Genomic DNA, 25,679 nt, shown 5'->3' with positions numbered 1-25,679 from the left:
GCGTAGGCGTTAGAGTGCGAAAATGACGAGCCAGACCATTCGGACGGGCACGACTCCGACGCCGGACCAGATCCGCCGGGCGCCCAAGGTTCTGCTGCACGACCATCTCGACGGCGGGCTCCGCCCGGGCACGATCGTCGAACTCGCCCGCGACAGCGGCTACGCCCACCTCCCCGACACCGACCCCGACAAGCTCGCCCTCTGGTTCCGCGAGGCCGCCGACTCCGGCTCGCTCGAACGGTACCTGGAGACCTTCTCCCACACCGTCGCCGTGATGCAGACCCGCGAGGCCCTCCGGCGCGTCGCCCGTGAGTGTGCGGAGGACCTGGCCGAGGACGGCGTCGTCTACGCCGAGGTGCGGTACGCCCCCGAGCAGCACCTCGACGCCGGGCTCACCCTGGAGGAGGTCGTCGAGGCCGTCGACGAGGGCTTCCGGCAGGGCGAGGAGATCGCCCGGGACAACGGCCACCGCATCCGCATCGGGGCCCTGCTGACCGCGATGCGGCACGCCGCCCGGTCCCTGGAGATCGCCGAGCTCGCCAACCGTCACCGCGACGGCGGCGTGGTCGGCTTCGACATCGCGGGCGCGGAGGCCGGCTATCCGCCCACCCGGCACCTGGACGCCTTCGAGTACCTCAAGCGGGAGAACAACCACTTCACCATCCACGCGGGCGAGGCCTTCGGCCTGCCGTCCATCTGGCAGGCCCTCCAGTGGTGCGGCGCCGACCGGCTCGGGCACGGCGTACGCATCATCGACGACATCGAGGTCCACGACGACGGCGGCGTCACTCTCGGGCGGCTGGCGTCCTACGTCCGCGACAAGCGGATCCCGCTGGAGTTGTGCCCGAGCTCCAACCTCCAGACCGGCGCCGCCTCCTCCTACGCCGAGCACCCCATCGGGCTGCTGCGCCGGCTGCACTTCCGCGCGACGGTGAACACCGACAACCGGCTGATGTCCCACACCAGTATGAGCCGGGAATTCGAGCATCTTGTCGAGGCCTTCGGTTACACGCTCGACGACATGCAGTGGTTCTCCGTCAATGCGATGAAATCAGCGTTCATTCCTTTCGATGAACGACTCGCGATGATCAATGACGTCGTCAAGCCCGGATACGCAGAACTGAAATCCGAATGGCTGTTCCAGCAGACGCCCTCCACCAGTGGTTTCCCGGAGTCCGGCGACTGAGGGCGGGTATGGTCCGGGCGTTGAATGCGGACGGACATTCACCATCCGTCCGCATTTCGATGTTTGCAGTGGGAGCCTGGACGTGTTTACGGTCGTGGACCGCTCGTATCCCCGTCATTCCATTACGAGGACTCATTTCATGAAGCAGTCTGCTGCCAAGACCCTCGGTGTCGCCGCCCTCGGTGCCGCCTTCGCCGCCGCGGGCGCCGGTGCCGCCAACGCCGCTCCCGCCGTCCCGGACGCCGGACAGGCGCTGGACGGCGTCACCCGCACCCTGCCGGCGGAGAACGTCGCCCAGGCGCTGCCGGGTGCGACCGAGGCGCTGACCCAGGGCAAGTCCGCGGTCGACGCGGGCCTGGCCGCCGCGCAGCCGGCCGCGCAGAAGGTGCTCTCCGACGGCCCGACCGCTCCGGTCGCCGGACTGCTCGGTGGGCTTCCGGTGGGGAACGCGCTGCCGATGCAGGGCATGGGCGTGAACGGCCTTCCGCTGGGCGGCTGAGCGAACCCGGAACGAGCCGGCGGGGCGCACCCCCTGTCCTGAGGGGGTGCGCCCCGCCGGCGTGCGCGCCGACCGGTCACCAGCTCGTGCGCGCCTTGTCCTCGGAGGGCAGCAGGATCCACAGCGCTATGTAGAGCAGGAACTGAGGACCCGGCAGCAGACAGGACAACAGGAAGATCACCCGCATCGTCGTCGCGGAGGTGCCGAAGCGCCGGGCCAGCGCGGCGCACACGCCGCCGATCATGCGGCCGTGGGTGGGGCGGGCGAGGGTGGTCATGACGGCTCCTGTCGGTGTCCGGTCTTCGATGTCCGGTTTTCGGTGTCTGGTGTCGTGTGGTCGTGTGCGGGTCGGTGGGGCGCCGGCCGGGACCGCGCGGTGTCGGGCAGCTCCCGCGGCCGCCCGGACGGCTCGGGCGGGTCGGCCTGCCGGTGGCCGGTGCCGATGGGCCCGCCGTCCACCTGTCTCCACCGTACGCACACGGAAGGCGGGCAGCGTCGCTCTACGGGGCGATGCCGACCCTGGGAATCGTCGGGGTCCGACCCTGAGCCGGTTCCTCCCGGCGCGGCTCGGCGCGCGCCGACCTGCGGCGGAGCAGGCTGCGGCACGCCGGGACGATCGCGAGGTGGGCCAGGGCGACGCCCACCGTGTTCAGCAGCAGCGAGTCCACATCGACGACCTGACCGGGCACGCCGGTCTGCAGCAGCTCGATCCCCAGCGACAGCAGGGCCCCGGCGGTGACCGTACGGGCCAGGGAGCCCAGCGGCGAGCCGTCGAGCCGGCCGTGCGTCATCGGCAGCAGCACCCCCAGCGGAGCGAGCAGCGCCAGCCCGGCACCGATCCGCCGCACCGCCTGGGCCCAGCCGAGGGCCACATCGGCGCGGATCCCGGCGAAGGGGCGCAGGTTGGGGGGCATCACCCAGGGCACGTCCAGCGGTCGCAGCGTGAGCCATGCCACGATCGAGAGGTGCGCGACGAGGAGAACGCCTCCTGTCACCCGGATGCGGAGAGCGGCGCTGCCGCCGATGGAGCCTTGACGCTGCACGCCCCCCTAGACGCGACCCCCGGCAGGATCGGTTCCGGCCTCTCGGCCGATCCGCCCATGAGGTGTCCGCCACACGGTACGGCCGCCCCGGCGTGCCGGTCTCCCGCGACCTCCGTGGACGGCGGGTCAGTCTCCCGCGACCTCCGTGGACGGCGGTTCCTTCGTGCCCGGGCGGGAGCGGACCTCGTCGGTGCACTCGTAGCGGCGCGGCGGTTCGCCGCCCGGACCGCCCAGGACGACCGAGCCGTCGCCCTCGGCCGCGGCGGAGTCGGAGAAGGTGCACACGATCTGTGCGAGGGCGTAGGAGGTGAGTTCGCCGGGAGGGGTGCTCAGGCGCAGCGCGTCCTCGGGGTCCTTCGGGCCCGGGCCCGACACCGCCATCCCGCCGCGCACGTCGGTGGTGTACCCGGCCTCCTCCTCGGACGCCGACGGTGTCTGGGCCAGCTGGTCCAGCAGGCCCTGCGCGACCAGTACCCGCCGCCGCGAGTCCGCCGCGCCGTCCGGCACGCGCACCGTCCGGTCCACGGCCACCAGCGAGGACCCGCACAGCAGGAACACCTGCACCGGCACTCCGAGCGAGGCCTCGGAGGAGACGCCCGGCCCGGTGAGCGAGCAGTGCACCCGTGAGGGCGCCGCCCCGAAGTCGGTCGGGACCTCGGTGGCGCGGATCCCGCACCCGGCCAGCAGCACGCCCAGCAGGGGGAGCGCGAGCAGGCGTTTGACGGTCACTTGGCTTCCCCCTCGGATGTCTCCCCCTCGTCGGCCCGCCGCGTCAGTTCCGACGCGTCCCGCGGCAGCCGCAGCGTGAACACCGCGCCGCCCTCGGGGGAGTTGGCGGCGGTGATCTCGCCGCCGTGGATGTGCGCGTTCTCCAGGGCGATCGACAGGCCGAGGCCGCTGCCCTCGGAGCGTGGGCGGGAGGCGCTGGCCTTGTAGAACCGGTCGAAGACGTGCGGGAGGACGTCCTCGGGGATGCCCGGCCCGTGGTCGCGGACCGCGATCACGACCTCGTCCTGCGACGCGTGCACCGACACCCGCACCGGCGAACCGCCGTGCTTGAGCGCGTTGCCGATGAGGTTGGCGAGGACGACGTCCAGCCGGCGCGGGTCGAGCCGGGCGTGGATGCCGCGCTCGGCGTCCAGCTCGACGGCGTCCAGCCAGGCACGCGCGTCGATGCAGGCGGTGATCTGGTCGGCGACATCGACGTCGTCCAGCACCAGCCGGGCGGTACCGGCGTCGAAGCGGGTGACCTCCATGAGGTTCTCCACCAGGTCGTTCAGCCGCCGCGTCTCGCTCACCACCAGCCGCACCGCGGGCTCGATCATCGGGTCGATGCCGCCGCTCTCCGAGTCCAGCTCCTCCTCCAGCACCTCGGTCACGGCCGTGATCGCGGTGAGTGGCGTACGCAGCTCGTGGCTCATGTCCGCCACGAACCGCCGGGACGACTCGTCCCGCGCGGCCATGTCCGCCACCCGTTTCTCCAGTGCCTCCGCGGCGTTGTTGAACGTCCGGGACAGATCCGCCAGTTCGTCCGTCCCCGACACCCGCAGCCGCGTGTCCAGCCTGCCCTCGCCGAGCCGGCGCGCGGCGATGCCGAGCCGGTGCACCGGCTTCAGCACGGTCGTGGCGGCGGCCTGCGCCAGCAGCGCCGCACCGATCAGCGCCAGCCCCGTGGCGATCCCCAGGGACCAGGCCAGCGAGTTGAGGTCCTTCGCCTCCGGCTCCAGCGACTTGCGCATGTAACCGGTCGGCCCGCCGCCGATCACCTTCGTCCCGGCGACGAGGTACGGCGTGCCGTCGTCGACGACCCGCTGCCAGTACAGGTGGTACGGGTACTTGTTGGCGGAGGTGACCTTCTGCTGCTTGTTCACCGCGGTGCGCAGCGACTCCGGCACGTCCTGGAGGGAGAAGCCGTTCAGGCCGCCGGAATTGCCGTACACCGTCCTGCCGCCCGCGTCCTGCGCGACGAGCAGCACGCTGAACCGCTGGCTGCTGTTGGCCATCTGGCCGGCGGTGTGCTGCAACTCGTCCTGGGACGGGTGCGCGGGCAGCGCGCCGGCACGGTTCTGCATCTCCTGCTGGAAGTCGCGCAGCACCGCGTCCTGGGTGCGTGTGAGCACCGCCTCCCGGTTGAGCCAGTAGGCGATCCCGGAGGCCGACACCGCGGCCGTCAGCGCCACCAGGCCGAACACGACGACCAGCCGCAGCCGCAGGCTGGTGAAGCGCAGCCGCGACAGACCCTTTCCACGGTCCGCGGCCCAGCCGCGGACACCCCCTTGCCGTGTCGTCACTGAGGCGGATCCAGGCGGTAGCCGACACCACGCACGGTACGGATCAGCGTCGGGGCCGAGGGCACGTCCTCCACCTTGGCGCGCAGCCGCTGGACGCAGGCGTCCACCAGCCGGGAGTCGCCCAGGTAGTCGTGCTCCCACACCAGCCGCAGCAGCTGCTGGCGCGACAGCGCCTGTCCCGGCCGCCGGCTCAGCTCCAGCAGCAGCCTCAGCTCGGTCGGCGTGAGCTGAAGGTCCTGTCCGTTCTTGGTCACGGTCATCGCGGCACGGTCGATGACCAGGCTGCCGAAGGCCGCCGCGTCGTTCGACTCCCGCTCGCCGCGCCGCAGCACGGCCCGGATCCGGGCGTCGAGCACACGCCCCTGCACCGGTTTGACGACGTAGTCGTCGGCCCCGGACTCCAGCCCGACGACGACGTCGATGTCGTCGCTGCGCGCGGTCAGCAGGATGATCGGCAACTGGTCCGTGCGCCGGATGCGCCGGCACACCTCGAAACCGTCGATGCCGGGCAGCATCACGTCCAGCACGATCAGATCCGGCCGCTGCTCGCGCAGCAGCTTCAGACCGTCCTCACCGCTGGCAGCGGTCGCCACCCGGTGTCCCTGGCGCGTCAGTGAGAGCTCCAGGGCCGTGCGGATGGCGTCGTCGTCCTCGATCAGCAACAGGGAAGGCACGGCCTCATTCTGGCCCATGGAGGGGCTGCTGTTCGACCCACGGGTCCCGGAAGCGGCGTCCTCCGGGTCCGAAGGGGGTCCACGATCTTGGATGGAGCGGTTCCGGACCCCTGTGACAGGTCTGTGACAGTCGGCGGACACGGCCATGAAGTCGCCGCGGCAGGCTTCTCGGCAAGCAAGAAGCACAGCACGGCCGGACACCGGAACTCCACGACGGGGGGCGCAAGATGAACACGCTGCACAGCACGAGCACCAGCGCAGTGGTCACGCGTCTGCACGACGTGAACGGACACCGGGGTCCGGAGAAGTCCGGTGGGCGCGGGTGCGCTCGCGGCGCCGGGCGTCAGCACACCGCGCATGCGCAGCAGGGGCCCCAGCCCTACATGACGGTGGTCGACACGCACACGGGGGAGACGCACGGGGGATCGGCGTACGGGGAGGACCAGGGGGAGCGCCGCTCGCTGTCGGAGGCGGAGTTCACCGCCTACGTCAAGGAGCGCCGCGCCTCCCTGTACGCCACCGCCTACCACCTGACCGGCGACCGCTTCGAGGCCGAGGACCTGCTCCAGAGTGCGCTGTTCTCGACGTACCGGGCCTGGGACCGGATCACCGACAAGGCCGCGGTCGGGGGCTACCTGCGCCGCACCATGACGAACCTGCACATCAGCGCGTGGCGCCGCCGCAAGCTGAACGAGTACCCGACCGAGGAACTGCCGGAGACGGCCGGTGACACGGACGCGATGCGCGGCACCGAGCTGCGCACGGTCCTGTGGCAGGCGCTGGCCCGGCTGCCGGAACTCCAGCGGACGATGCTGGTCCTGCGCTACTACGAGGGCCGCACCGACCCGGAGATCGCCGAGATCCTCGACATCAGTGTCGGCACGGTGAAGTCCAGCATCTGGCGGTCGCTGCGCCGGCTGCGCGAGGACGACGTCCTCAGCTTCGGCCGTGACGAGTCGGACGCCTTCGGCGAACTCGTCGCCTGAGGACGAGGGGCACGGAGGAGGAACGGGGTCCCGACGGGGGAGTGCGGGGCTCTGGGGGGGGGCAACGGGGGACCCACGGGGGAACGGGGAAAAGGAGCGGGGCTGGAGGGCCGGGGGGTCCGTCCAGTCCCGCTTTCGCCCGTGTGCGGGCCGGTCCGCCCCTCGTGCCGCTCCACCGGCCGCGCGGTGGTCACGCCGCGGCGGGGGAGGCGGCGGGCCGCTCGGCCGCCGCCAGCCGGGCCAGCGCCTCGTCCCGGTCGCAGGCGTACGCGCCCAGGGCCGTCTGCCGGGCCACGATCGAACGCTCGGCGCGCATCAGCCGCCAGCCGCGGCGCAGCAACATGGGCGCCGACTTGCGGCCTTCCTTCAGATCGCGCAGGAAGCGGCGCCGGAAGGTGGTGACGGCCCCGCGGCTCAGGCACAGCGCGTCGGCGAGGACTCCCAGTTCGCGGCAGCGTCCGACGATCTCGGCGGCGAAGATGCCCTCCGCGATGAACAGCGGGGCGCCGCCGGTGCCGACGCTCTCCACCCCGGTGCGCGCGCTGAGCGAGATGTCGTACACCGGAACCTCGGTGCGGCCGGTGCGGCACAGTTCGGCGATCGCGGCGACGGCCGCGTCCGCGTCCCACGAGCCGGGGTCGTCCCAGTCGATGTCGGAGCTCCCGGCCACCAGGGGCAGCGTGGGGTCGTCGCCCTCCTTGTAGAAGTCGTCGAGACGCAGCACCGGAAGGCCGGAGCGGGCCGCGAGGAGGGACTTGCCGGAGCCGGAGGGGCCGCAGAGCAGCACGACTCGCGCGGGTGCGGGCGGATGGGAACTCACGGGACACCAGTGTGAGGCATCGCCCGCCCGCCGAACGACCCCGCGGGTCGGCTTTGAAGCGCGCGTCACACCTCAACTACGCTTCGCGTCGACCTGATTACTTCTCGTGGCAGAACCCAAAGCAGAGGTGGCGGTGGCGATGGCCCGACACGGCTCTTCCCAGTCTTCCCCGACCCCGACCGGCCGGCGTGCCCTGGTCGCCCTCGCGACCGCGGGGGTCGCTCTCGGCGCGGGCGCGGCGAGCGCGTCCGCCGCAGGCGCCGAGCCCGTCGTCGACGTGATGCGCACCCGGCCCACCTCGCTCGGCTCGATCGACCCGCAGGCGGGCGTGGCCGCGCTGACGGGTTCGGTGCAGTACGTCACCGGCCCGGTCGCCGGCCTCAAGCCCAACCCGCTCGCGGGGACGGGCGTGGACCCGCTGGACAACGGCGTCGGCACCCAGGTCGCGGACTTCCAGCCGGTGACGACCCAGGCGGTGACGGGGCCATTGGCGCAGGCGCAGTCGATCGGCGGCCTGCCGCTGCTGGGCCAGGCGACGGGCCTGCTGGGCGGCTGAGCGCGCGGCCCGGCGTACCGGGCCGCGCGGTCGCGCGTCGTCGGGGCTCTGCGCGGGGGCGGCGCCGTCGCTGTCGGCGAAGCCCGGTGAACGCGGCCCCGGCAGTCGTCGGGCCGTCGGGGCCGTGGCCGTTGGCCGGCGTGTGAACCGCCGGGCCCGGGACGTCGGCCGGCCGGATCACCGGCCGGCGGTCAGTCCGCGGTGGGACCGCCGGGTCGGCGTGGGCCGCCGAAGCCGTGTGCGGAGAGGTCGAACCAGTTGCCCTCCGGGTCCATCGCCCGGTACTCGGCGTAGGGGCGGTCGGTGAAGCGCTCCGCGGGCTCGGGGGTGCCCGCCGCGACCAGGGCGTCGGACACGTCCGCCGTGTTCTCGACGTGGAAGCCGAAGTGGTTCATCCCGACCGGGGTCTCGCCGTCGAGCCGGTGCTTGATCAGGGCCAGGGTCAGATACCCGTCGGAGAGGAAGCAACTGCCGTCCGGATCGCGGTGGAAGAGTTCCATCCCGAAGACCGAGGAGTAGAAATCGGCGAGTTCCTCGGGGGCGCGAGCCACGATGGCGAGGTGGCGCAGCTTCGGACGTGCGGTGGGTTCGGTCAACGTGGACTCCTGGGACTCGGGTGCCGGTGGCGCGGTGTGAGGTGCCGGGATCATGTTGTGGAACGCGCTGATCAGCCATGTGCGCTCCGCCGTCCGCTGCACGACCGCCAGAGCATGGGTGCGGGTCGGTGCCGTGCCGCCGGGCGCGCTGATGGCCGACTCCACGTCGACCGTGGCGAGGCCGGGGCGGAGGAAGCGGACGGCCGTCACGCGGGTGTCGAGCGTGGTGCCCGCGTAACGCCCCCGGAAGAGGGCCGTGTGTCCGGCTTCGATGCCGGCCCGGCCGGACGGCTTGTCGCCTCCTACCGTCGTGAAGTCGCAGTCCTCCGTGAAGCTCGCGGCGAATCGCCCGGCGTCCCCCTCGGCCCAGCCGCGGCGCATGCCGTCCCACAGGGCGCGGATCGCCCGGATGTCCTCCTCGACGTCGGTGTTCGTCGTCGCGTCGGGCTTGTGCACGCCGGTCACGCCCCCAGCAGGTTGCTCGTGCGGACACGCAGGTCGAGTTCGGCGCACCCGCCGCCGGAGGCGTCCTGCGGGGTGGGCGCCCAGGCCGCCAGCGCGTGGTAGAAGTCGTCGCCCCGGCGTTCCAGGTAGCAGATGACGTTGAGGGGCCAGCCCGCCCGGCCGAAGAGGTGGCGGTCCATCGGGGTCGGGCGTTCGCTCAGCACCTGGCCACGCGCCGAGGGAGGTCCCATGCGATGCCAGTCCGGGTGCATGTGGATGGACCCGAGCAGGTCCAGCCCCGCGTCCTCCGCCTCACGGGCCGCGGTGAGCAGGTCGGCGGAGTCCATCCACCAGCCGCGGTGCTCGTTCTCGTAGGCCGGCCCGAACCGCGGCACGATCGTGTCGGCGAACTCCTGCCGGGCTGCCGGGTCGCTGGCGCGGGCGTTGCGGCCGAAGGCGACGCGCCGCACGTGGAACGTCGTCGCCTCGGCGAGGCCCAGGAGGAGTGCGAAGCAGGGCAGGGGGGTCTCGGGTGTGATGAGCCGGTATTCACCGACCGCGGCGTTCAGGAAGTCCCCGAGAGCCTGCTCGTCGATCAGGACGGTGGAGGGGATGCGGGTGCCGCACGGGGTGGGTGGGCCGATGAGCCCGGGCGGCTTCGTCGTGGAGGTCATGTCGGTGGTCTCCGTGGAGTTGCTGGGACGGTCCGGGCCGTCCAGGGCGGCGGCATCGGTCTCGGTCTCGGACGCGGACCCGGGCGGGCGAGCGGCCGGCGTACGGTGCGGGCGCCCCCGGGGCCGGGCGGGGGCGCCCGGGGCGCACGGACGCGGGGCGGGGCTGGCCCGGCCCGCGCTTCCTTCTCGTCATGCCGGCGCCCCCGCCGCTGCTCGTGCCTCCCGTCCGGCGGACCGCGGTGTCAGGAAGCGCAGGACGTCCGTTCCTGGGGTGTCATCGCGCGGGAGCGCGCGATGAGGGCGCCGTGGCCGGTGGGTGCGGTGAAGGTGCTGTTCTCGATGACGAAGTAGCGGTACTTCTTCTTGCTCTTCCTCGTGGGCCTGAACGGCATCGTGAAGTCGAGCTTCAGGCTCCCGGTGGCGGTACCCATCTCCGCGGCCCTGCCGAACCGGCCCACGGTGCAGGCCGGGACCGGCAGACTGTCCGTCTGCGAGACGGTGCTCGATCGCGTCCAGGTCTTCGTGTACGTGGCGGTCACTCCGATCTCCGCCGCCTTCCAGATGCTGGACTTGGCCGAGGAGCTGACCGCGAAGCTGTCCGAACTCGTCACCGTGTCCGACCAGCCCAGCGTGTGGGTGACCGTTGTGGAGCCGTAGTTGAAGACGCTGTCACCGACCGGATGCTCGGGCCCGGCGGAGGTCCGGTACTGCGCCGGGGTGTACGTCATGAGGCACGTGGCCGGCAGACTGGGGGTCTGCGGGCGCACCGGGTCGGCCAGAAGATCGCACTCCTCCAGCAGGGTCGCCGCCAGCGGATCGCCGGCGTCCAGCGTCAGGGTGCGGTGCTTGGCGGCGGAGGCGGGTGAGGCGGTGAGCGCCAGCACTCCGGCCACGATCCCCGACAGTATTGATGTACGTCGAAATAATGGCATGCGTGTGTTTCCCTCTCGGGCAAGATGGCTACCGGGAAGAGCGGTCCGTCACGGGCGCCGCAGCGGGCGACGGTGCGTCGCTCACCGCTCATCCTCGGGCACGACCGCCACGGGACGTGAGTGCTAGAACATGCACATGCCGCAAGAATCCTTTCACGTCACCTCGGCGCTCCGCCCGCACCGGGTAGCGGTCATCGTGGAAGAGGACACCAACCCTTTCGAACTCGGCTGCGCCACCGAGCTGTTCGGTCTTCCCCGGCCCGAACTCGGGCGCGATCTCTATGCGTTCACGCTGTGCACACCACATGACCGCACCGTCATGCGCGACCGCTTCTTCACCCTCACCGAGGCGGCGGGCCTCGAAGCCGCCGAGACCGCCGACACCCTGATCATCCCGAGCAGGCCCGACGTCAGCCGGCCCCGTCACCCCGCCGTACTCGACGCCATACGCCGCGCCCACGCCCGAGGCGCCCGGCTGGCCTCCTTCTGCACCGGCGTCTTCGCCCTGGCCCAGGCCGGTGTGCTCGACGGGCGCAGGGCGACCACGCACTGGCAGTGCGCGGAACTCCTCCGCTCCGGCTACCCCGGTGTCCGCGTCGAACCCGACGTCCTCTTCGTCGACGACGGCGACATCCTCACCTCCGCGGGCAGCGCCGCCGCACTCGACCTCGGCCTGCACATCGTCCGCCGCGACCACGGTGCGGAGACCGCCAACACGATCAGCCGCCGCCTCGTCTTCCCCGCCCACCGCGACGGCGGACAGAAACAGTTCATCGAACGCCCCATGCCCGACCTCCCCGACGAATCCCTGGCCCCCCTCCTGGCCTGGGCCCAGGAACGCCTCGACACGCCTCTCACCGTCGCGGCCCTCGCCGCCGAAGCGGCCGTCAGCACCACCACGCTCCACCGCCGGTTCCGCACCCAACTGGGCACCACGCCCCTCGCGTGGCTGACCGCGGAACGCATCACGCTCGCCCGCAGGCTCCTCGAACGTGGGGACACCCGCATCGACGCCGTCGCCCGCCGCAGCGGACTCGGCACCGCGGCCAACTTCCGCACTCTGCTCCGCCGCGAGACCGGACTCACCCCCTCGGCCTACCGGCAGCGCTTCGGACCGGAGACGGAACCCGTGTGACGGCCCCTGCGCCGGCTCCGGGACCCGGACGCCTTCCGCAGGGCGACTCCGCGTCGCCCGCCGGAGCGATCCGCGGCGCGACCGACGAAGCCGGGAGTCGAGCGACAAGGGAGCGCTCGCACGGCCGTCGGGCCGGTCAGGACGTGGACGGACTGCGTTGCGCCAGCAGCGTTCGGATGGGGCCGAGTGCGGTGTTCACACCGACGAACCGCGTGACCGTGTCGCGCGCCGTGGTGATCAGCCGGCCGCGCCGGAACATCAGGCGGGCGAGCTGGCGCGAGTTGTTCTGGGCGGTCTCCACGCGGGGGCGCTGCACGCGCTCGTACGCGCTCAGCGCGCTCGGGATCGAGGCGGTGCCGCTGGTGCCCAGTTTCCCGGCGAGGACGGCTGCTGATTCCATCGCCATCGCTGCGCCGACGCCTGCGGTGGGCAGGAACCCCGCCGCGGCATCGCCGAGCAGGGCCACGCGTCCGGTGGTCCATGACGAGGCGCGCACGTCGGACATGTTCCAGTAGTAGGCGTCGGGTGTGCCGGCAACAGCCCGAAGGGCGCGCACACAGCGACCGTCGAGCGTCCGGAGGGTTCGCCGGACCCGCTCGGCGAACGCCGCCGGCCCCTCGGCGGTGGCTTCGTGGGGTCCGCCGACGAATACGCCGACGCGGTCGAGCACGGGATAGAGCCCGATGAACGAGCCCGCGCCCCACACCTCCTCGTAGCGGCCGGCGTCGGCGTCGTCGTCGGCTTCGGTCCAAGCCACCCAGCCGCCCCAGCCGGTGTCGTAGGCGTGCACCCGGCCGGGATCGAGCAGGAGCGAGCGGGTGGCCGAACGGAGGCCATCGGCCGCGATCACGGCATCGAATTCGAGGTCGATCGGCCTGCCCTGTTCGGTCAGGGTGACGTGGACCCGGTCGGTCTCCTGGTGGAGCGCGGTGATCGCGGTCCGGTAGGCCACCGGAGTCGTCCCGATGCCGAGCACGTCGAGCAGCCGCCCACGTTCGATGCCGCGGTAGTGGCCGAATCGGCCGATCGCCTCGTCCAGCGAGTAGTCCTTCAGTGTGGTCCCGGACGCGCCGTGCAAGCTGTAGCGGTGCATCCCGACGCTGGACTCGAGGTAGCGGTCGTGAACGCCGAGTTCGCGTAGTACGGGGTCGACGAACGGCATCAGCCCCAGCATGTAGCCGTCCTCCCCACCCGGGTCCGCTCGCTCGACCAGGAGCGGGTGCAGCCCGCGGGCACGCAGCAACCGGGCGACGGTCACCCCCGCGACACCGGCGCCGATGATCAGCAGCCGCATCGGGTCCTCACGGGCGAGCCTGAGCTGCGTCGCCACGTCCGTCGTTGTTCGCATCTGCCGCCTCGCCTCTTGTACCAGCCGGTCCACAGTGACCCGGGTGACCGTAGCAGGGTTGGACCAGTCGGTCCACTATGGCCGTGCCGGAGTTGGACCGACTGGTCCACCGTGGCCGGAGTGCAATCGGAGGCGGAATCGGAGTGGAACCGGAGCGGAATTGGACCAGCTGGTACAGCGCGACTAGGCTGAGCCCATGCCAGCAGGTGAACTCGCCGTGGAGCGACGTCGACGTCTGCTCGAAACCGCCGCGCGAGAGTTTGCCGCCAAGGGGTACGAGCGCGCCTCGCTCAACGCGATCATCCAGGTCTGCGAAATGAGCAAGAGCTCCTTCTACCACTACGTGGGTTCGAAGGCGGCGCTCTTCGACGCGGTGGTGCGCGAGGCGACGGACGAGTTGGCCCGCTCGCTCGACATCCCCACACCGCAGGAGCTGGCCGGCCCGCAGTTCTGGGACCGGGTGTCCGGGCTCCTCGTCGAGGTGCTCACCGTCGCCGGTCGAGGGGACTGGCACGCCGAAGTCGGGAAGCTCTTCTACCTGCCGGACGCGCCCGTCGGGCACAGCCCGGCGATCCGTGAGGTGCTGTGCTCGATCGGTTCGTGGCTGGACCAGACGCTGACCGTCGGCCGTGAGTGCGGCGCCATCCGCGACGACCTGCCGCGTTCCTTGCAGGTCGCCCTGTTGGGCGATGTCCTGCAATGCCTCGACCGCTGGTCCCTGCAACACCTGCACGAGTCCTCGGCGGCGACGCGAACCGACCTCACGCGAGCGCAGGTGGACGTCCTCCGCCGCCTGCTTGCGCCCTGACCGGCGCACGCCTCGGCGCCTCGGCCCGTCCGCCAGACCCGTCGGAACGTCGAGGGCCGGGACCCGATCTGCACCGGGGCCGATCCGAAGAAGGCGCACGCGGACACCACGAAGGCCGACCGAACGTCTTCGTCAGCGTCACGTGGTGGAGGGAGGGAAGCGTCGCACGGACGCCCCTGGAGAAGGTGGCATGGATGCCACAGGCCACCACCGTGACCGGACTGCCCGAGGGAACACGCCGAGTACACCGGCCTGCCGGGGGCTGGACAGGGCCGATGCCCGGGACGTCGCGCTCACCGTGCTCGGTCGGGTCAGGAGGCGAGGCGACCGTGCCGGCGAGCGCTTCTCCCGCTCGGACGACCGCAGCCTGGAGAAGGCGCTGCTCGGCCGGGACGAACGAGCGGTCACCCGCGAACTGGACCGCGCGGGCCGAACCGGCCGCGCCGCCCCCGACGGAGGGCGGCGCGGTCCCCGGCTCGTGCCGGGTGTCAGTACGACGAGCCCGAGGCGCCCAGGGAGCCCGTCGGGTGCCACACCGTCTTGGTCTCCAGGAACGCCGTCATGCGGTCGATGCCCGGCGCGGCCGTCCAGTCGGCCGAGCCGTCCACAGGCTGTGGACGCAGGACGCGCTTGAGGTTGTCCGCCGCGGCGACCTCCAGTTCCTTCGCCAGCGCCTCGTCGGCGCCCGCGAGGTCGATCGCGTTGACGTCCTGGTGGGCGGCGAGGGGCGCGGCGATCTCCGCCGTGCGCCCCGAGAGGACGTTCACCACGCCGCCGGGCAGGTCGGAGGTGGCCAGGACCTCGCCCAGGGACAGGGCGGGCAGCGGGGTCCGCTCGGACGCCACCACCACCGCGGTGTTGCCCGTCGCGATCACCGGGGCGACCACCGACACCAGACCCAGGAACGACGACTCCTGCGGGGCCAGGACCGCGACCACGCCCGTCGGTTCGGGGGAGGAGAGGTTGAGGAAGGGACCCGCGACCGGGTTCCCGCCGCCGACCACCTGGGCGATCTTGTCGGTCCAGCCCGCGTACCAGACCCAGCGGTCGACGGTGGCGTCCACCACGGCCGCTGCCTTCGGCTTCGACAGGCCCTCCGCCTCCGCGACCTCCCGTACGAACTGGTCCCGGCGGCCCTCCAGCATCTCGGCGATCCGGTACAGGATCTGGCCCCTGTTGTACGCCGTCGCACCCGACCAGGCAGGGAAGGCCTTGCGGGCGGCCACGACCGCGTCGCGGGCGTCCTTGCGGGAGGAGAGCGGGGCGTTCGCGAGCCAGTTGCCCTTGGAGTCGGTCACTTCGTACACCCGGCCGCTTTCGGATCGGGGGAACTTGCCCCCGACGTACAGCTTGTAGGTCTTGAAGACGGAAAGACGCCGCGCGGCGGAGCCGCTGTTGGACACGTCGTTAGACATCGAGGTACGCCTCCAGGCCGTGTCGGCCGCCCTCGCGGCCGAAGCCCGACTCCTTGTAGCCGCCGAACGGCGAGGTCGGGTCGAACTTGTTGAACGTGTTGGACCAGACGATGCCGGCGCGCAGCTTGCTCGCGACGGCGAGGATCCGCGAGCCCTTCTCGGTCCAGATGCCCGCCGACAGGCCGTACGGAGTGTTGTTCGCCTTCGCGACCGCCTCGTCCGGGGTCCGGAAGGTGAGCACCGACAGGACCGGGCCGAAGACCTCGTCGCGGGCGATCCGGTGCGCCTGCGTGACACCCGTGAACAGCGTCGGGGCGAACCAGTAGCCGTTCTCCGGGAGCTCGCAGGCGGGGGACCAGCGCTCGCCGCCCTCCGCCTCGCCCTGGTCGGCGAGCGCGGTGATCCGCGCGAGCTGCTCGGCCGAGTTGATCGCGCCGATGTCGGTGTTCTTGTCGAGCGGGTCGCCCATGCGCAGCGTGGACAGCCGGCGCTTGAGGGAGACCAGCAGCTCGTCCTGGATCGACTCCTGGACCAGCAGGCGGCTGCCCGCGCAGCACACCTGGCCCTGGTTGAAGAAGATGCCGTTGACGATCCCCTCCACCGCCTGGTCGATCGGGGCGTCGTCGAAGACGATGTTGGCGCCCTTGCCGCCCAGTTCGAGGGTGAGCTTCTTGCGGGTGCCCGCGACGGTGCGGGCGATCTCCTTGCCGACGCCGGTGGACCCGGTGAAGGCGACCTTGTTCACGTCCGGGTGCGCCACGACCGCGGCGCCCGCGTCGCCGTAGCCCGGGAGGATGTTGACGACGCCCTTCGGCAGGCCCGCCTGGCGGCAGATGTCCGCGAAGAACAGTGCGGACAGCGGGGTCGTCTCGGCCGGCTTGAGGACGACCGTGTTGCCCGTCGCCAGCGCCGGGGCGATCTTCCACGCCAGCATCAGCAGCGGGAAGTTCCAGGGGATGACCTGGCCGGCGACGCCCAGCGGCCTCGGGTCGGCGCCGAATCCCGCGTGACCGAGCTTGTCGGCCCAGCCCGCGTAGTAGAAGAAGTGCGCGGCGACCAGCGGGAGGTCCGCGTCGCGGGTCTCCTTGATGGGCTTGCCGTTGTCGAGGGTCTCCAGGACGGCGAGTTCGCGGGAGCGCTCCTGGATGATCCGGGCGATGCGGAACAGGTACTTGGCGCGCTCGGAGCCCGGCAGCGCCGACCACTTCTCGAACGCCTTGCGGGCGGCCCTGACAGCCCGGTCCACGTCCTCGGCGCCGGCCTGCGCGACCTCGGAGAGGACCTCCTCGGTCGACGGGCTGACCGTCTTGAAGACCTTGCCGTCGGCCGCGTCCGTGAACTCGCCGTCGATGAAGAGGCCGTAGGAGGGGGCGATGTCGACGACCGAGCGGGACTCGGGCGCCGGGGCGTACTCGAATGCGGAAGACCGCGTGTCCATGGTCTTGTCCGTGGTCATGGTGATCAGTCCACCGTCACGTAGTCGGGGCCGGAGTAGCGGCCGGTGGCCAGCTTCTGACGCTGCATCAGCAGGTCGTTCAGGAGCGAGGAGGCGCCGAAGCGGAACCAGTGGTTGTCCAGCCAGTCCTCGCCGACGGTCTCGTTGACCAGGACGAGGAACTTGATCGCGTCCTTGGTGGTGCGGATGCCGCCGGCGGGCTTCACGCCGACCTGGACGCCGGTCTGCGCGCGGAAGTCCCGCACCGCCTCCAGCATCAGCAGGGTGTTGGCGGGCGTGGCGTTCACGGCGACCTTGCCGGTGGACGTCTTGATGAAGTCCGCACCGGCGATCATGCCCAGCCAGGAGGCGCGGCGGATGTTGTCGTACGTCGACAGCTCACCCGTCTCGAAGATGACCTTCAGGCGGGCCGAGGTCCCGCAGGCCTCCCGCACGGCGACGATCTCGTCGTACACCTTCAGGTAACGGCCCGCGAGGAAGGCGCCCCGGTCGATGACCATGTCGATCTCGTCGGCGCCGGCGGCGACCGCGTCCCGCACGTCCGCGAGCTTCACGTCGAGCGCGGCGCGGCCCGCGGGGAAGGCGGTGGCGACCGAGGCGACCTTCACGGCGGAACCGGCGACGGCCTCCTTGGCGACGGCCACCATGTCCGGATAGACGCAGACGGCGGCCGTGCTGGGCGTGGTGCGGTCGGTGGGGTCGGGGTGGACCGCCTTGGCGCCGAGTGCCCGGACCTTGCCCGGGGTGTCCGCGCCTTCCAGCGTCGTCAGGTCGACCATCGAGATGGCGAGGTCGATGGCGTACGCCTTCGCGGTCGTCTTGATGGAGCGGGTGCCGAGCGAGGCGGCGCGTGCCTCCAGGCCGACCGCGTCGACGCCGGGCAGCCCGTGGAGGAAGCGGCGCAGCGTGCTGTCGGACGCGGCGACGTCCGAGAGAGCGTGGGCTGCGGTGGGTGCGTTGGTGGGCATGGTCACCAGACGAGCATATCTACGCGCGTAGCGGCTGTACACCCCCGGGTGCTCGTCTTCCGCGGACGGCTCGGGCGGGGGCCCGCGGAACGGGGCTCGGGCGGGGGCCGCCCGGGGGCGGCCGGGTGTGGCCGGCGGGGTCGCCCGTACGGGGTCCCGGCCGCCCGCGCGCGTTCTCGGGGTCGCCCGCCCGCGTGCGCCGGGAACGCCGTCGTGCACAATCGGGGCCATGACCACCCCGGAGCACCCGTCACCAGCGCCGCAGCCGTCGACACCCGCGTCCCCGGACCGGATCTACCGGTCGCCCCTGGGCATCGTGGGCGGCCTCCTGCTGCTCGGCATCGTCTGCTGGCTCGGTATCGACGCGATCGTCGTCGGGCACGGCAACACCCCGTGGCTGGCGCTCGCCGTGCTGATCCTCGCCGTGCCGGCGACCGCCGCCTTCACCCTGCGGCCCGCCGTGTTCGCCAACGACCACCGGCTGCGCGTCCGCAATCCGCTGCGCGTCGTCGCGCTGCCCTGGGGGCAGGTGGAGATGCTCCGCTCCGGCTTCACCAACGAGGTCGTCAGCGCCTCCGGGACCACGTACCAGCTGTGGGCCGTGCCCGTGTCCCTCCGGGCCCGCAAGCAGGCGGCGCGCCGGCAGGCACGGGTCGAGGCCGACCGGCACCGCGGGGGCAAGCGCCGCGGCGGTGGCCTGTTCGGCCCCACCCAGGTCTCCGTGCCCGGCGGCCCCGAGCCGGAGGCGGAGGGGCCCGTGCGCGCCGAGGGTGACCGGATCATGGACGAGCTGAAGGAACTGCACGAGGCGCGGGCGAAAGCGGCGACGTCCCAGGGCGAGGTGACCGTCCGCTGGGCGTACGAGGTCATCGCCCCGGTCGCCGTGGGCGTGTTGCTGCTGGTGATCGTGCTGGCCGTGGGGTGACCCGTGCCCCCGCCCAAAGGGGAGCGGCGCCGCCGTGCGATCGGGCGCGAGGGGCGAGGCCCGCGCAGAGGCGGCCCCTGTGTCCCGGGCGGCAGCCGTCCCGGCATGGGGCGTACGCCGCACCCGGCGCCCACCGGCCGGCGCGGGCGCCGGGGTGCGGGACGCCGACGCGAAACGGCCGGCGGGGTGCCCCGGGCTGGGGCACCCCGCCGGCCGCGGTGTCGGGGATCAGAGGCCGGCCGCGGTCGACAGGTCGCTCTTGATCAGGGCCAGGGTCCGCGCCGCTCGGGACCGGGCCTCGGGCAGGCCGGCGTGGTCCGCGACCGGGACGACGACCTCCAGGTAGCACTTGAGCTTCGGCTCGGTGCCGCTCGGGCGGACGATGACCCGGGCGCCGTCGAGGGTGTACCGCAGCCCGTCGGTCGGCGGCAGCTTCTCCGTGCCCCGGCTGAGGTCCTCCGCACGCCGGACCGGCAGGCCGGCCAACTGCGCCGGTGGCTGCTCGCGCAGGCGGCGCATGGCGTCGGCGATGACCGACAGGTCCTCCACCCGCACCGAGAGCTGGTCGGTGGCGTGCAGGCCGTGCTCGACGGCGAGGTCGTCCAGCAGGTCCAGGAGGGTGCGGCCCTCCTCCTTGAGCTGCGACGCCAGCTCGGTGATCAGCAGCGCCGCCGTGATGCCGTCCTTGTCGCGCACGCCCTCGGGGTCGACGCAGTAGCCGAGGGCCTCCTCGTAGCCGTAGCGCAGCCCGTCGACACGGGCGATCCACTTGAAGCCCGTGAGGGTCTCCTCGTACGGCAGGCCCGCCTTCCCGGCGATCCGGCCCAGGAGGGAGGAGGAGACGATCGACTCGGCGAACGTGCCGGTCGCGCCCCGGCGGACCAGGTGCGCGGCGAGCAGCGCGCCGACCTCGTCGCCGCGCAGCATGCGCCAGGCGCCGCCGTCGCGGACGGCCGCGGCGCAGCGGTCGGCGTCCGGGTCGTTGGCGATCACCAGATCCGGGTCGTTCGCGCGGGCCTGCGCGAACGCCAGGTCCATCGCACCCGGCTCCTCCGGGTTGGGGAAGGCGACCGTCGGGAACTCCGGGTCGGGCTCGGCCTGCTCGGCGACGAGCACCGGCTCCGGGAAGCCGGCGCGCGCGAACGCAGCCAGCAGGACGTCCTTGCCGACGCCGTGCATGGCCGTGTACACCGTGCGGGCGCCGCGGGGGGACCCGTCGGCGAGCACGGCGTCCGTGCGGGCCAGGTAGGCGTCCAGGACCCCGTCGTCCAGGGTCTCCCAGCCCTCCGCGGGGCGGGGCACGGACGCGAGGGACGGCACGGCGGCGATCTCGGCCGCGATCCCGGCGTCCGCCGGGGGCACGATCTGGGAGCCGTCGCCCAGGTAGACCTTGTAGCCGTTGTCGCGGGGCGGGTTGTGGCTGGCGGTGACCTCCACGCCGGCCACCGCACCCAGGTGCCGTATGGCGAAGGCCAGGACCGGGGTGGGCAGGGGGCGCGGCAGGACGGCGGCGCGCAACCCGGCGCCGACCATCACCGCGGCCGTGTCCCGGGCGAAGTCGGCCGACTTGTGGCGGGCGTCGTAGCCGATGACGACCAGCCCGCCCTCCTGGCCGTTCTTCCGCAGGTACGACGCGAGACCCGCCGCCGCCCGGATGACGACCGCACGGTTCATGCGCATCGGCCCGGCGCCCAGCTCACCGCGCAGGCCTGCGGTGCCGAACTGGAGCGTGCCGGAGAAGCGGGCGGCCAGCTCCGCAGCGTCCCCGGCGTCGATCAGCCGGGCGAGTTCGTCGCGGGTTTCCGGGTCGGGGTCCTCGGCCAGCCACGCCTTGGCCTGAGCCATGACATCGTCGTGCACGGTGGGGTCAACCTCTCGTGTCGTCGGTGGGCGGACGGACCGCCGGTTCTACAGCCGCTCCAGGACCTGGGCCAGCAGCGAGCCCATGCGGGCGGCGCTGTCGCGGCCGGCCTGGAGGACCTCCTCGTGGTTCAGGGGCTCGCCCGTCATGCCCGCGGCGAGGTTGGTGACCAGGGAGATGCCGAGCACCTCGGCGCCGGCCTCGCGGGCGGCGATGGCCTCCAGCACCGTCGACATGCCGACGAGGTCGGCGCCGATGACGCGGGCCATGCGGATCTCGGCCGGGGTCTCGTAGTGCGGGCCGGGGAACTGGGCGTAGACGCCCTCCTCCAGCGAGGGGTCGACCTCCTTGCACAGGGCGCGCAGGCGCGGCGAGTACAGGTCGGTGAGGTCGACGAAGTTCGCGCCGACGATCGGCGAGGTCGCCGTGAGGTTGATGTGGTCGCTGATCAGGACCGGCTGGCCCGGGCGCATGCCCTCGCGCAGGCCGCCGCAGCCGTTGGTGAGCACGATGGTCTTGCAGCCCGCGGCCACCGCGGTGCGCACACCGTGTGCGACGGAGGCGACGCCGCGGCCCTCGTAGTAGTGGGTACGGCCCAGGAAGACCAGCGCGCGCCGGTCGCCGATGCGGTAGGAGCGGACCTTGCCGCCGTGGCCCTCCACGGCGGGCGGCGGGAAACCGGGCAGCTCCGTGACCGGGAACTCGGCCTCGGTGGTGCCCAGGGCGTCGACGGCCGGCGCCCAGCCGGAGCCCATCACGAGGGCGACGTCGTGGGTCTCGGCGCCCGTCAGCGCGCGCAGGCGCGCGGCGGCGGCGTCGGCGGCGGCGTAGGGGTCGCCCTGGATGTCGTCCGGAAGAAGAGATGCGTTCACGTCGACGAGGGTAGCCGCTCCCGGCCTACGCGCGTAGATGACAGAGCTCACGGGAATGGGATCGTTGTCTTGTCGTTTCCGACGAAATCCGCGGAAAGGGGCGGGGCGGGCGTGCCGCCCGGCGGCCGGATCCCGCTGCCGGTGGCCCGGCGGGGACCCTGGCCCGGCCTTCTCCCGGCCCGCTCAGCAGGGACGTTTACGCAGCTCCATCACGTAGTCGTGGGGTGCACCCGCCGACTCCGCCGCATCGGCGATCTCCCCGAGGTACCGGGCCGAGGGCAGCCCGCCCTCGTACGCGTCGAGGACGTAGACCCAGGCACCCTCCTCGCCGTCCAGGGTGTGCACCCGCAGCCGCATCCGGCGGTAGATGTGCAGGCCGACACCCTCCCAGCGGTCGAGCGCCTCCTCGTCCATCGGGGCGATGTCGTACAGCGCCACGAAGACCTGCGAGGTGGGGTCCTCCACGAGGGTGGCCAGCGCGCCCTCCCAGCCCAGGTGCTCGCCGCCGAAGGTGAGCCGCCAGCCGTTCAGCCAGCCGGTGGCGCGCAGCGGCGAATGGGGGGCGCGGCGGGACATCAGCCGCGCGTCGAGGTTGCCGGCGTACGCGGCGTAGAGCGACATGGACGGAAGGGTACGGCAGCGGACCGCGCGTCACTCGGGCAACAGGCGGCCCCCGAGGCTGTAGCACGTTGCGGGGTGCGGGACAATGGAGTACGTGACTCGGATCGTGATCATCGGTGGCGGACCCGGCGGATATGAAGCGGCGCTGGTCGCCGCGCAGCTCGGCGCGGAGGTGACCGTCGTCGACTCCGACGGTCTGGGCGGAGCGTCGGTACTGACCGACTGCGTGCCGTCGAAGACCCTTATCGCTACGGCCGAGGTGATGACCACCTTCGACTCGTCGTACGAAGAGCTGGGCATCATCGTCGCCGACGACACCCCGCCCCTGGAGCAGGAGGCCCGGGTGGTCGGCGTCGACCTCGGCAAGGTCAACCGGCGCGTGAAGCGGCTCGCGCTCGCCCAGTCGCACGACATCACCGCCTCCGTCACACGCGCGGGTGCCCGCGTCATGCGCGGCCGGGGACGGCTGGAGGGCATGCAGTCCCTCGACGGCTCCCGCAAGGTCGTGGTGACCGCCGCGGACGGCGGCGAGGAGACCCTGGTCGCCGACGCGGTGCTGATCGCCACCGGCGGTCACCCGCGTGAGCTGCCCGACGCCCAGCCGGACGGCGAGCGCATCCTCAACTGGACCCAGGTCTACGACCTGACCGAGCTGCCCGGGGAACTCATCGTCGTCGGGTCCGGTGTCACCGGTGCCGAGTTCGCCGGCGCCTACCAGGCGCTCGGGTCGCGGGTCACCCTCGTCTCCTCGCGCGACCGCGTGCTGCCGGGCGAGGACCCGGACGCCGCCGCCGTCCTGGAGGACGTCTTCCGCCGCCGCGGCATGAACGTGATGGCCCGCTCCCGCGCCGCCGCCGCCAAGCGGGTCGGCGACCGGGTCGAGGTCACCCTGGCCGACGGCCGCGTCATCTCCGGCAGCCACTGCCTCATGGCGGTCGGCGCCATCCCGAACAGCGCGGGGCTCGGTCTGGAGGACGCCGGCGTCAAGCTGCGCGAGTCGGGTCACATCTGGACCGACAAGGTCTCGCGCACGACCGCGCCCGGTGTGTACGCCGCCGGCGACGTGACCGGTGTCTTCGCGCTCGCCTCCGTCGCCGCCATGCAGGGGCGCATCGCCGTGTACCACTTCCTCGGCGACGCGGTGGCCCCCCTCAACCTCAAGACGGTCTCCTCCAACGTCTTCACCGACCCCGAGATCGCCACCGTCGGCTACACGCAGGCCGACGTGGACGCGGGCAAGATCGACGCCCGTGCGGTGAAGCTGCCGCTGCTGCGCAACCCGCGCGCCAAGATGCAGGGCATCCGCGACGGCTTCGTCAAGATCTTCTGCCGTCCGGGCACCGGGATCGTCGTCGGCGGTGTGGTGGTCGCGCCGCGTGCCTCGGAACTGATCCACCCCATCTCGATCGCGGTCGACAACAATCTGACGGTCGAACAGATCGCGAACGCGTTCACCGTCTACCCCTCCCTTTCGGGGTCGATCGCCGAGGTGGCCCGGCAGCTGCACACGCGCAAGGCGACCGGCGAGGGCTGACATGGAACGCCAACTCCCCGCTGGTCAAGGGGGGTTGTGGGCCATGGGGGACGGCACGGGTGGCGGGAACGGGTGCCTATACCACTTCCCGTCGCCCGGTGCGAACAACTTCTATTATTCGGCGCATACTGCTGAAAGCAGACGGTCGCCCGCGTTACTGTCAGTTTCGTGTTCGCTGCAGAACGTCGCCAATTGATCCTCGAAATGGTGCGAGCGAACGGTGCCGTGTCGCTCCGTGAGCTCGCCCGCGTCGTCCAGACCTCCGAAGTGACCGTACGACGGGACGTGCGTGCACTGGAGGCAGAAGGACTCCTCGACCGCCGGCACGGCGGTGCGGTACTGCCGGGTGGGTTCACGCGAGAGTCCGGCTTCCCGCAGAAATCCCATCTCGCGACCGCCGAGAAGACGGCCATCGCCGATCTCGCCGCGGGCTTCGTCGAAGAGGGCGAGGCCATCGTGGTCGGTGCGGGTACCACCACCCAGGAACTCGCCCGCCGGCTCGCCCGGGTGCCCGGTCTGACCGTCGTCACCAACTCCCTGCTCGTGGCGCAGGCACTGGCCCACGCCAACCGTGTGGAAGTGGTGATGACCGGCGGTACCCTGCGGGGCTCCAACTACGCGCTGGTCGGCAGTGGTGCGGAGCAGTCCCTCCAGGGGCTGCGGGTCTCCCGTGCCTTCCTGTCCGGCAGTGGGCTGACCGCCGAACGCGGCCTGTCCACCTCCAACATGCTCTCGGCCTCCGTCGACCGTGCCCTGGTACAGGCCGCCGCCGAGGTCGTCGTCCTCGCCGACCACACCAAGCTCGGCTCGGACACCATGTTCCAGACGGTGCCGACGGACGTCATCACCCGCCTCGTCACCGACGAGCCACCCGCCCACGACGACCGCGCCGCCACGGAACTCCAGGCCCTCGCAGACCAGGGGGTGCAGATCGCCGTGGCCGGGGCGAGCGGGAACCAGGGGGGTGACGACGTCCCGGCGCGTCGGCAGCAGCGCCGGGACATGCCGCTTCCCGCCCCGCGCCGGGGTCAGGGTCCGGGCCTGCGGGCCGCGGCCGTCCTCGGCGAACAGGCGCCGGTTCCCGAGCGGACCCGCGTGGCGGACCTCAGGCGGCGCTGACCCGCACCGCCCCGGTCCTGTCGGTCCGCGCCCGCGGACCGACCCGGTCCGTCCCGCCGCACCGCCGTGCGTCCTTCCCCGGCCGGCACACCCCGTCGGACCCGAACGCCGCTCCCCGGCGCCCCGAGCGCCGTCCGCTCGCCCGGACGGCAGGCCCGGAGGGTGCGGCACGGCCCGTCAGGCGGACCAGGGACCCTCACGCAGGTGACGGTCCGCCTCCCGCCACCCGGAAGCCGGACCCCGCCCGTCTCCCCTTCGGGCGGAACGCCTTGCCGCACGGCGACACCGGCCGCGGCGGGGAACGTCCCGGCCACCGGACCGCGGCGGGGAAGGCGGCACGGGGAAGGCTGCGCGGCGGGAGGACCCCGGAGGTGGAGCCGGGGTGGACGACGAAGAGGCGCCCGGCGGGATCGCGTGTGCGGTCCCGCCGGGCGCCTCTCACGGGCGGTGCGGCGTCAGTCCTTGATCTCGCAGATCGCGGCGCCGGAGGTGAGGGACGCGCCGATCTCGGCGGTCAGGCCCTTGACGGTGCCGGACTTGTGGGCGTTGAGCGGCTGCTCCATCTTCATGGCCTCCAGGACGACGACCAGGTCGCCCTCCTTGACCTCCTGGCCCTCCTCGACGGCGACCTTGACGATGGTGCCCTGCATGGGGGAGGCCAGCGTGTCGCCGGACGCGACGGGGCCGGACTTCTTCGCCGCGCGCCGCTTGGGCTTGGCACCCGCGGCCAGCCCGGTGCGGGCCAGGCTCATGCCCAGGCTCGCCGGCAGGGAGACCTCCAGACGCTTGCCCCCGACCTCGACCACGACCGTCTCACGGCCGGTGTCCTCCTCCGCCTCCGCGGTGTCCGCGGGGGTGGTGAAGGGGGTGAGGTGGTTGGCGAACTCGGTCTCGATCCAGCGGGTGTGGACCGTGA

Annotated in this window: 26 protein-coding genes; 9 read left to right on the top strand and 17 right to left on the bottom strand. The window is 72.3% G+C overall.

Annotation, left to right across the window (positions count from 1 at the left end; genetic code table 11):
* Positions 1-22: 22 nt before the first annotated feature.
* Both I3F54_RS11830 and I3F54_RS11825 read left to right on the top strand, forming a co-directional pair.
* Positions 23-1,186 carry an adenosine deaminase gene (locus I3F54_RS11830; RefSeq protein ID WP_240118649.1) on the top strand — a complete coding sequence of 388 codons (1,164 nt, stop codon included), beginning with the start codon at positions 23-25 and terminating at the stop codon, positions 1,184-1,186.
* Between the two features lie 139 nt (positions 1,187-1,325).
* Positions 1,326-1,685, top strand: a complete 360-nt coding sequence (locus tag I3F54_RS11825) for an ATP-binding protein (RefSeq protein WP_240118648.1) — start codon at positions 1,326-1,328, stop codon at positions 1,683-1,685.
* Positions 1,686-1,761: 76 nt separating this feature from the next.
* Here the strand turns inward: I3F54_RS11825 and I3F54_RS11820 are convergent, their stop codons facing one another.
* The 5 genes from I3F54_RS11820 to afsQ1 form a co-directional block, all read right to left on the bottom strand.
* Positions 1,762-1,962: a PspC domain-containing protein gene (locus I3F54_RS11820; protein ID WP_240118647.1), complete on the bottom strand. Its 201-nt coding sequence runs from the start codon at positions 1,960-1,962 to the stop codon at positions 1,762-1,764.
* A gap of 223 nt (positions 1,963-2,185) precedes the next feature.
* Positions 2,186-2,728: a VanZ family protein gene (locus tag I3F54_RS11815; protein WP_240118646.1), complete on the bottom strand. Its 543-nt coding sequence runs from the start codon at positions 2,726-2,728 to the stop codon at positions 2,186-2,188.
* Between the two features lie 126 nt (positions 2,729-2,854).
* Positions 2,855-3,457: a hypothetical protein gene (locus I3F54_RS11810; RefSeq protein WP_240118645.1), complete on the bottom strand. Its 603-nt coding sequence runs from the start codon at positions 3,455-3,457 to the stop codon at positions 2,855-2,857.
* Positions 3,454-5,019, bottom strand: coding sequence for an ATP-binding protein (locus tag I3F54_RS11805; protein ID WP_374205907.1), 1,566 nt, complete (start codon positions 5,017-5,019; stop codon positions 3,454-3,456). The genes I3F54_RS11810 and I3F54_RS11805 overlap by 4 nt, the downstream gene beginning before the upstream one ends.
* Positions 5,016-5,693: a two-component system response regulator AfsQ1 gene (gene afsQ1, locus I3F54_RS11800; protein ID WP_205382629.1), complete on the bottom strand. Its 678-nt coding sequence runs from the start codon at positions 5,691-5,693 to the stop codon at positions 5,016-5,018. The genes I3F54_RS11805 and afsQ1 overlap by 4 nt, the downstream gene beginning before the upstream one ends.
* 227 nt (positions 5,694-5,920) lie before the next feature.
* On the opposite strand from afsQ1, the gene I3F54_RS11795 reads away from it, so the two are divergent.
* Positions 5,921-6,679: a SigE family RNA polymerase sigma factor gene (locus tag I3F54_RS11795; RefSeq protein WP_240118644.1), complete on the top strand. Its 759-nt coding sequence runs from the start codon at positions 5,921-5,923 to the stop codon at positions 6,677-6,679.
* 190 nt (positions 6,680-6,869) lie between these two features.
* On the opposite strand, the gene I3F54_RS11790 is transcribed toward I3F54_RS11795, so the two are convergent.
* Complete coding sequence (locus tag I3F54_RS11790) at positions 6,870-7,568, bottom strand: uridine kinase (protein WP_240118643.1); 699 nt, start codon at positions 7,566-7,568, stop codon at positions 6,870-6,872.
* A gap of 70 nt (positions 7,569-7,638) precedes the next feature.
* Between I3F54_RS11790 and I3F54_RS11785 the strand changes: the two genes are divergently transcribed.
* Positions 7,639-8,055 (top strand): hypothetical protein, encoded by a 417-nt coding sequence (locus tag I3F54_RS11785; RefSeq protein WP_240118752.1) that lies wholly within the window; start codon positions 7,639-7,641, stop codon positions 8,053-8,055.
* A 191-nt stretch (positions 8,056-8,246) separates the two neighbouring features.
* On the opposite strand, the gene I3F54_RS11780 is transcribed toward I3F54_RS11785, so the two are convergent.
* The 3 genes from I3F54_RS11780 to I3F54_RS11770 all read right to left on the bottom strand — a co-directional run bounded on the left by I3F54_RS11780 (position 8,247) and on the right by I3F54_RS11770 (position 10,662).
* Positions 8,247-9,116, bottom strand: coding sequence for an SgcJ/EcaC family oxidoreductase (locus tag I3F54_RS11780; protein WP_240118642.1), 870 nt, complete (start codon positions 9,114-9,116; stop codon positions 8,247-8,249).
* A complete protein-coding gene (locus I3F54_RS11775) occupies positions 9,113-9,769 on the bottom strand; it encodes a hypothetical protein (RefSeq protein ID WP_240118641.1) in 657 nt (218 codons plus the stop codon). The genes I3F54_RS11780 and I3F54_RS11775 overlap by 4 nt, the downstream gene beginning before the upstream one ends.
* Before the next feature lie 242 nt (positions 9,770-10,011).
* Positions 10,012-10,662 carry a hypothetical protein gene (locus tag I3F54_RS11770; protein ID WP_240118640.1) on the bottom strand — a complete coding sequence of 217 codons (651 nt, stop codon included), beginning with the start codon at positions 10,660-10,662 and terminating at the stop codon, positions 10,012-10,014.
* Positions 10,663-10,837: 175 nt separating this feature from the next.
* On the opposite strand from I3F54_RS11770, the gene I3F54_RS11765 reads away from it, so the two are divergent.
* Entirely contained in the window at positions 10,838-11,836 is a 999-nt protein-coding gene (locus tag I3F54_RS11765) for a helix-turn-helix domain-containing protein (RefSeq protein ID WP_240118639.1), read from the top strand.
* Between the two features lie 136 nt (positions 11,837-11,972).
* Here the strand turns inward: I3F54_RS11765 and I3F54_RS11760 are convergent, their stop codons facing one another.
* A complete protein-coding gene (locus I3F54_RS11760) occupies positions 11,973-13,184 on the bottom strand; it encodes an NAD(P)/FAD-dependent oxidoreductase (RefSeq protein WP_240118638.1) in 1,212 nt (403 codons plus the stop codon).
* 196 nt (positions 13,185-13,380) lie between these two features.
* Between I3F54_RS11760 and I3F54_RS11755 the strand changes: the two genes are divergently transcribed.
* Entirely contained in the window at positions 13,381-13,992 is a 612-nt protein-coding gene (locus tag I3F54_RS11755) for a TetR/AcrR family transcriptional regulator (RefSeq protein WP_240118637.1), read from the top strand.
* 488 nt (positions 13,993-14,480) lie between these two features.
* Here I3F54_RS11755 and I3F54_RS11750 read toward each other — a convergent pair whose 3' ends face one another.
* Genes I3F54_RS11750 through deoC form a run of 3 tightly spaced genes read right to left on the bottom strand, consistent with a single transcriptional unit; the run spans position 14,481 to position 17,831 of the window.
* The gene (locus I3F54_RS11750; protein ID WP_240118636.1) at positions 14,481-15,407 is read right to left on the bottom strand and encodes an aldehyde dehydrogenase; all 927 of its coding nucleotides are present in this window, start codon (positions 15,405-15,407) and stop codon (positions 14,481-14,483) included.
* Positions 15,400-16,845, bottom strand: a complete 1,446-nt coding sequence (locus I3F54_RS11745; RefSeq protein ID WP_240118751.1) for an aldehyde dehydrogenase family protein — start codon at positions 16,843-16,845, stop codon at positions 15,400-15,402. The genes I3F54_RS11750 and I3F54_RS11745 overlap by 8 nt, the downstream gene beginning before the upstream one ends.
* A gap of 23 nt (positions 16,846-16,868) precedes the next feature.
* The gene (deoC, locus tag I3F54_RS11740; RefSeq protein WP_240118750.1) at positions 16,869-17,831 is read right to left on the bottom strand and encodes a deoxyribose-phosphate aldolase; all 963 of its coding nucleotides are present in this window, start codon (positions 17,829-17,831) and stop codon (positions 16,869-16,871) included.
* Between the two features lie 229 nt (positions 17,832-18,060).
* Between deoC and I3F54_RS11735 the strand changes: the two genes are divergently transcribed.
* On the top strand, positions 18,061-18,756 hold the full coding sequence (locus I3F54_RS11735; RefSeq protein ID WP_240118635.1) for a PH domain-containing protein: 696 nt from the start codon (positions 18,061-18,063) through the stop codon (positions 18,754-18,756).
* Between the two features lie 228 nt (positions 18,757-18,984).
* On the opposite strand, the gene I3F54_RS11730 is transcribed toward I3F54_RS11735, so the two are convergent.
* From I3F54_RS11730 to I3F54_RS11720, 3 genes are all read right to left on the bottom strand, one after another.
* Positions 18,985-20,601 carry a phospho-sugar mutase gene (locus tag I3F54_RS11730; protein ID WP_275676030.1) on the bottom strand — a complete coding sequence of 539 codons (1,617 nt, stop codon included), beginning with the start codon at positions 20,599-20,601 and terminating at the stop codon, positions 18,985-18,987.
* Between the two features lie 63 nt (positions 20,602-20,664).
* The gene (locus I3F54_RS11725; protein ID WP_240118633.1) at positions 20,665-21,489 is read right to left on the bottom strand and encodes a purine-nucleoside phosphorylase; all 825 of its coding nucleotides are present in this window, start codon (positions 21,487-21,489) and stop codon (positions 20,665-20,667) included.
* A gap of 183 nt (positions 21,490-21,672) precedes the next feature.
* Positions 21,673-22,110, bottom strand: coding sequence for a gamma-glutamylcyclotransferase (locus tag I3F54_RS11720; protein WP_240118632.1), 438 nt, complete (start codon positions 22,108-22,110; stop codon positions 21,673-21,675).
* Between the two features lie 85 nt (positions 22,111-22,195).
* Here I3F54_RS11720 and I3F54_RS11715 point away from each other — a divergent pair, with 85 nt between their 5' ends.
* Both I3F54_RS11715 and I3F54_RS11710 read left to right on the top strand, forming a co-directional pair.
* On the top strand, positions 22,196-23,644 hold the full coding sequence (locus tag I3F54_RS11715) for an NAD(P)H-quinone dehydrogenase (protein ID WP_240118631.1): 1,449 nt from the start codon (positions 22,196-22,198) through the stop codon (positions 23,642-23,644).
* Between the two features lie 192 nt (positions 23,645-23,836).
* Complete coding sequence (locus I3F54_RS11710) at positions 23,837-24,763, top strand: DeoR/GlpR family DNA-binding transcription regulator (protein WP_275676038.1); 927 nt, start codon at positions 23,837-23,839, stop codon at positions 24,761-24,763.
* Between the two features lie 455 nt (positions 24,764-25,218).
* Here the strand turns inward: I3F54_RS11710 and I3F54_RS11705 are convergent.
* A partial coding sequence (locus I3F54_RS11705; protein ID WP_240118629.1) for a biotin/lipoyl-containing protein occupies positions 25,219-25,679 on the bottom strand: 461 nt, incomplete at its 5' end.

It is taken from the genome of Streptomyces sp. MUM 2J (genome assembly GCF_022414535.1).
GTDB lineage: Bacteria > Actinomycetota > Actinomycetes > Streptomycetales > Streptomycetaceae > Streptomyces.
The sequence above is the reverse complement of the archived record's forward strand: the minus strand, read 5'-3'. Positions and strand labels throughout refer to the sequence as shown.

What these genes read in the sequence shown, in the direction of transcription:
- I3F54_RS11830 (WP_240118649.1), top strand. Translation starts at nt 23, where the DNA reads ATGACGAGCCAGACCATTCGGACGGGCACGACTCCGACGCCGGACCAG.
- I3F54_RS11825 (WP_240118648.1), top strand. Translation starts at nt 1,326, where the DNA reads ATGAAGCAGTCTGCTGCCAAGACCCTCGGTGTCGCCGCCCTCGGTGCC.
- I3F54_RS11820 (WP_240118647.1), bottom strand. Translation starts at nt 1,962, where the DNA reads ATGACCACCCTCGCCCGCCCCACCCACGGCCGCATGATCGGCGGCGTG.
- I3F54_RS11795 (WP_240118644.1), top strand. Translation starts at nt 5,921, where the DNA reads ATGAACACGCTGCACAGCACGAGCACCAGCGCAGTGGTCACGCGTCTG.
- I3F54_RS11785 (WP_240118752.1), top strand. Translation starts at nt 7,639, where the DNA reads ATGGCCCGACACGGCTCTTCCCAGTCTTCCCCGACCCCGACCGGCCGG.
- I3F54_RS11775 (WP_240118641.1), bottom strand. Translation starts at nt 9,769, where the DNA reads ATGACCTCCACGACGAAGCCGCCCGGGCTCATCGGCCCACCCACCCCG.
- I3F54_RS11765 (WP_240118639.1), top strand. Translation starts at nt 10,838, where the DNA reads ATGCCGCAAGAATCCTTTCACGTCACCTCGGCGCTCCGCCCGCACCGG.
- I3F54_RS11760 (WP_240118638.1), bottom strand. Translation starts at nt 13,184, where the DNA reads ATGCGAACAACGACGGACGTGGCGACGCAGCTCAGGCTCGCCCGTGAG.
- I3F54_RS11755 (WP_240118637.1), top strand. Translation starts at nt 13,381, where the DNA reads ATGCCAGCAGGTGAACTCGCCGTGGAGCGACGTCGACGTCTGCTCGAA.
- I3F54_RS11750 (WP_240118636.1), bottom strand. Translation starts at nt 15,407, where the DNA reads ATGTCTAACGACGTGTCCAACAGCGGCTCCGCCGCGCGGCGTCTTTCC.
- I3F54_RS11745 (WP_240118751.1), bottom strand. Translation starts at nt 16,845, where the DNA reads ATGGACACGCGGTCTTCCGCATTCGAGTACGCCCCGGCGCCCGAGTCC.
- deoC (WP_240118750.1), bottom strand. Translation starts at nt 17,831, where the DNA reads ATGCCCACCAACGCACCCACCGCAGCCCACGCTCTCTCGGACGTCGCC.
- I3F54_RS11735 (WP_240118635.1), top strand. Translation starts at nt 18,061, where the DNA reads ATGACCACCCCGGAGCACCCGTCACCAGCGCCGCAGCCGTCGACACCC.
- I3F54_RS11730 (WP_275676030.1), bottom strand. Translation starts at nt 20,601, where the DNA reads ATGGCTCAGGCCAAGGCGTGGCTGGCCGAGGACCCCGACCCGGAAACC.
- I3F54_RS11720 (WP_240118632.1), bottom strand. Translation starts at nt 22,110, where the DNA reads ATGTCGCTCTACGCCGCGTACGCCGGCAACCTCGACGCGCGGCTGATG.
- I3F54_RS11715 (WP_240118631.1), top strand. Translation starts at nt 22,196, where the DNA reads ATGGAGTACGTGACTCGGATCGTGATCATCGGTGGCGGACCCGGCGGA.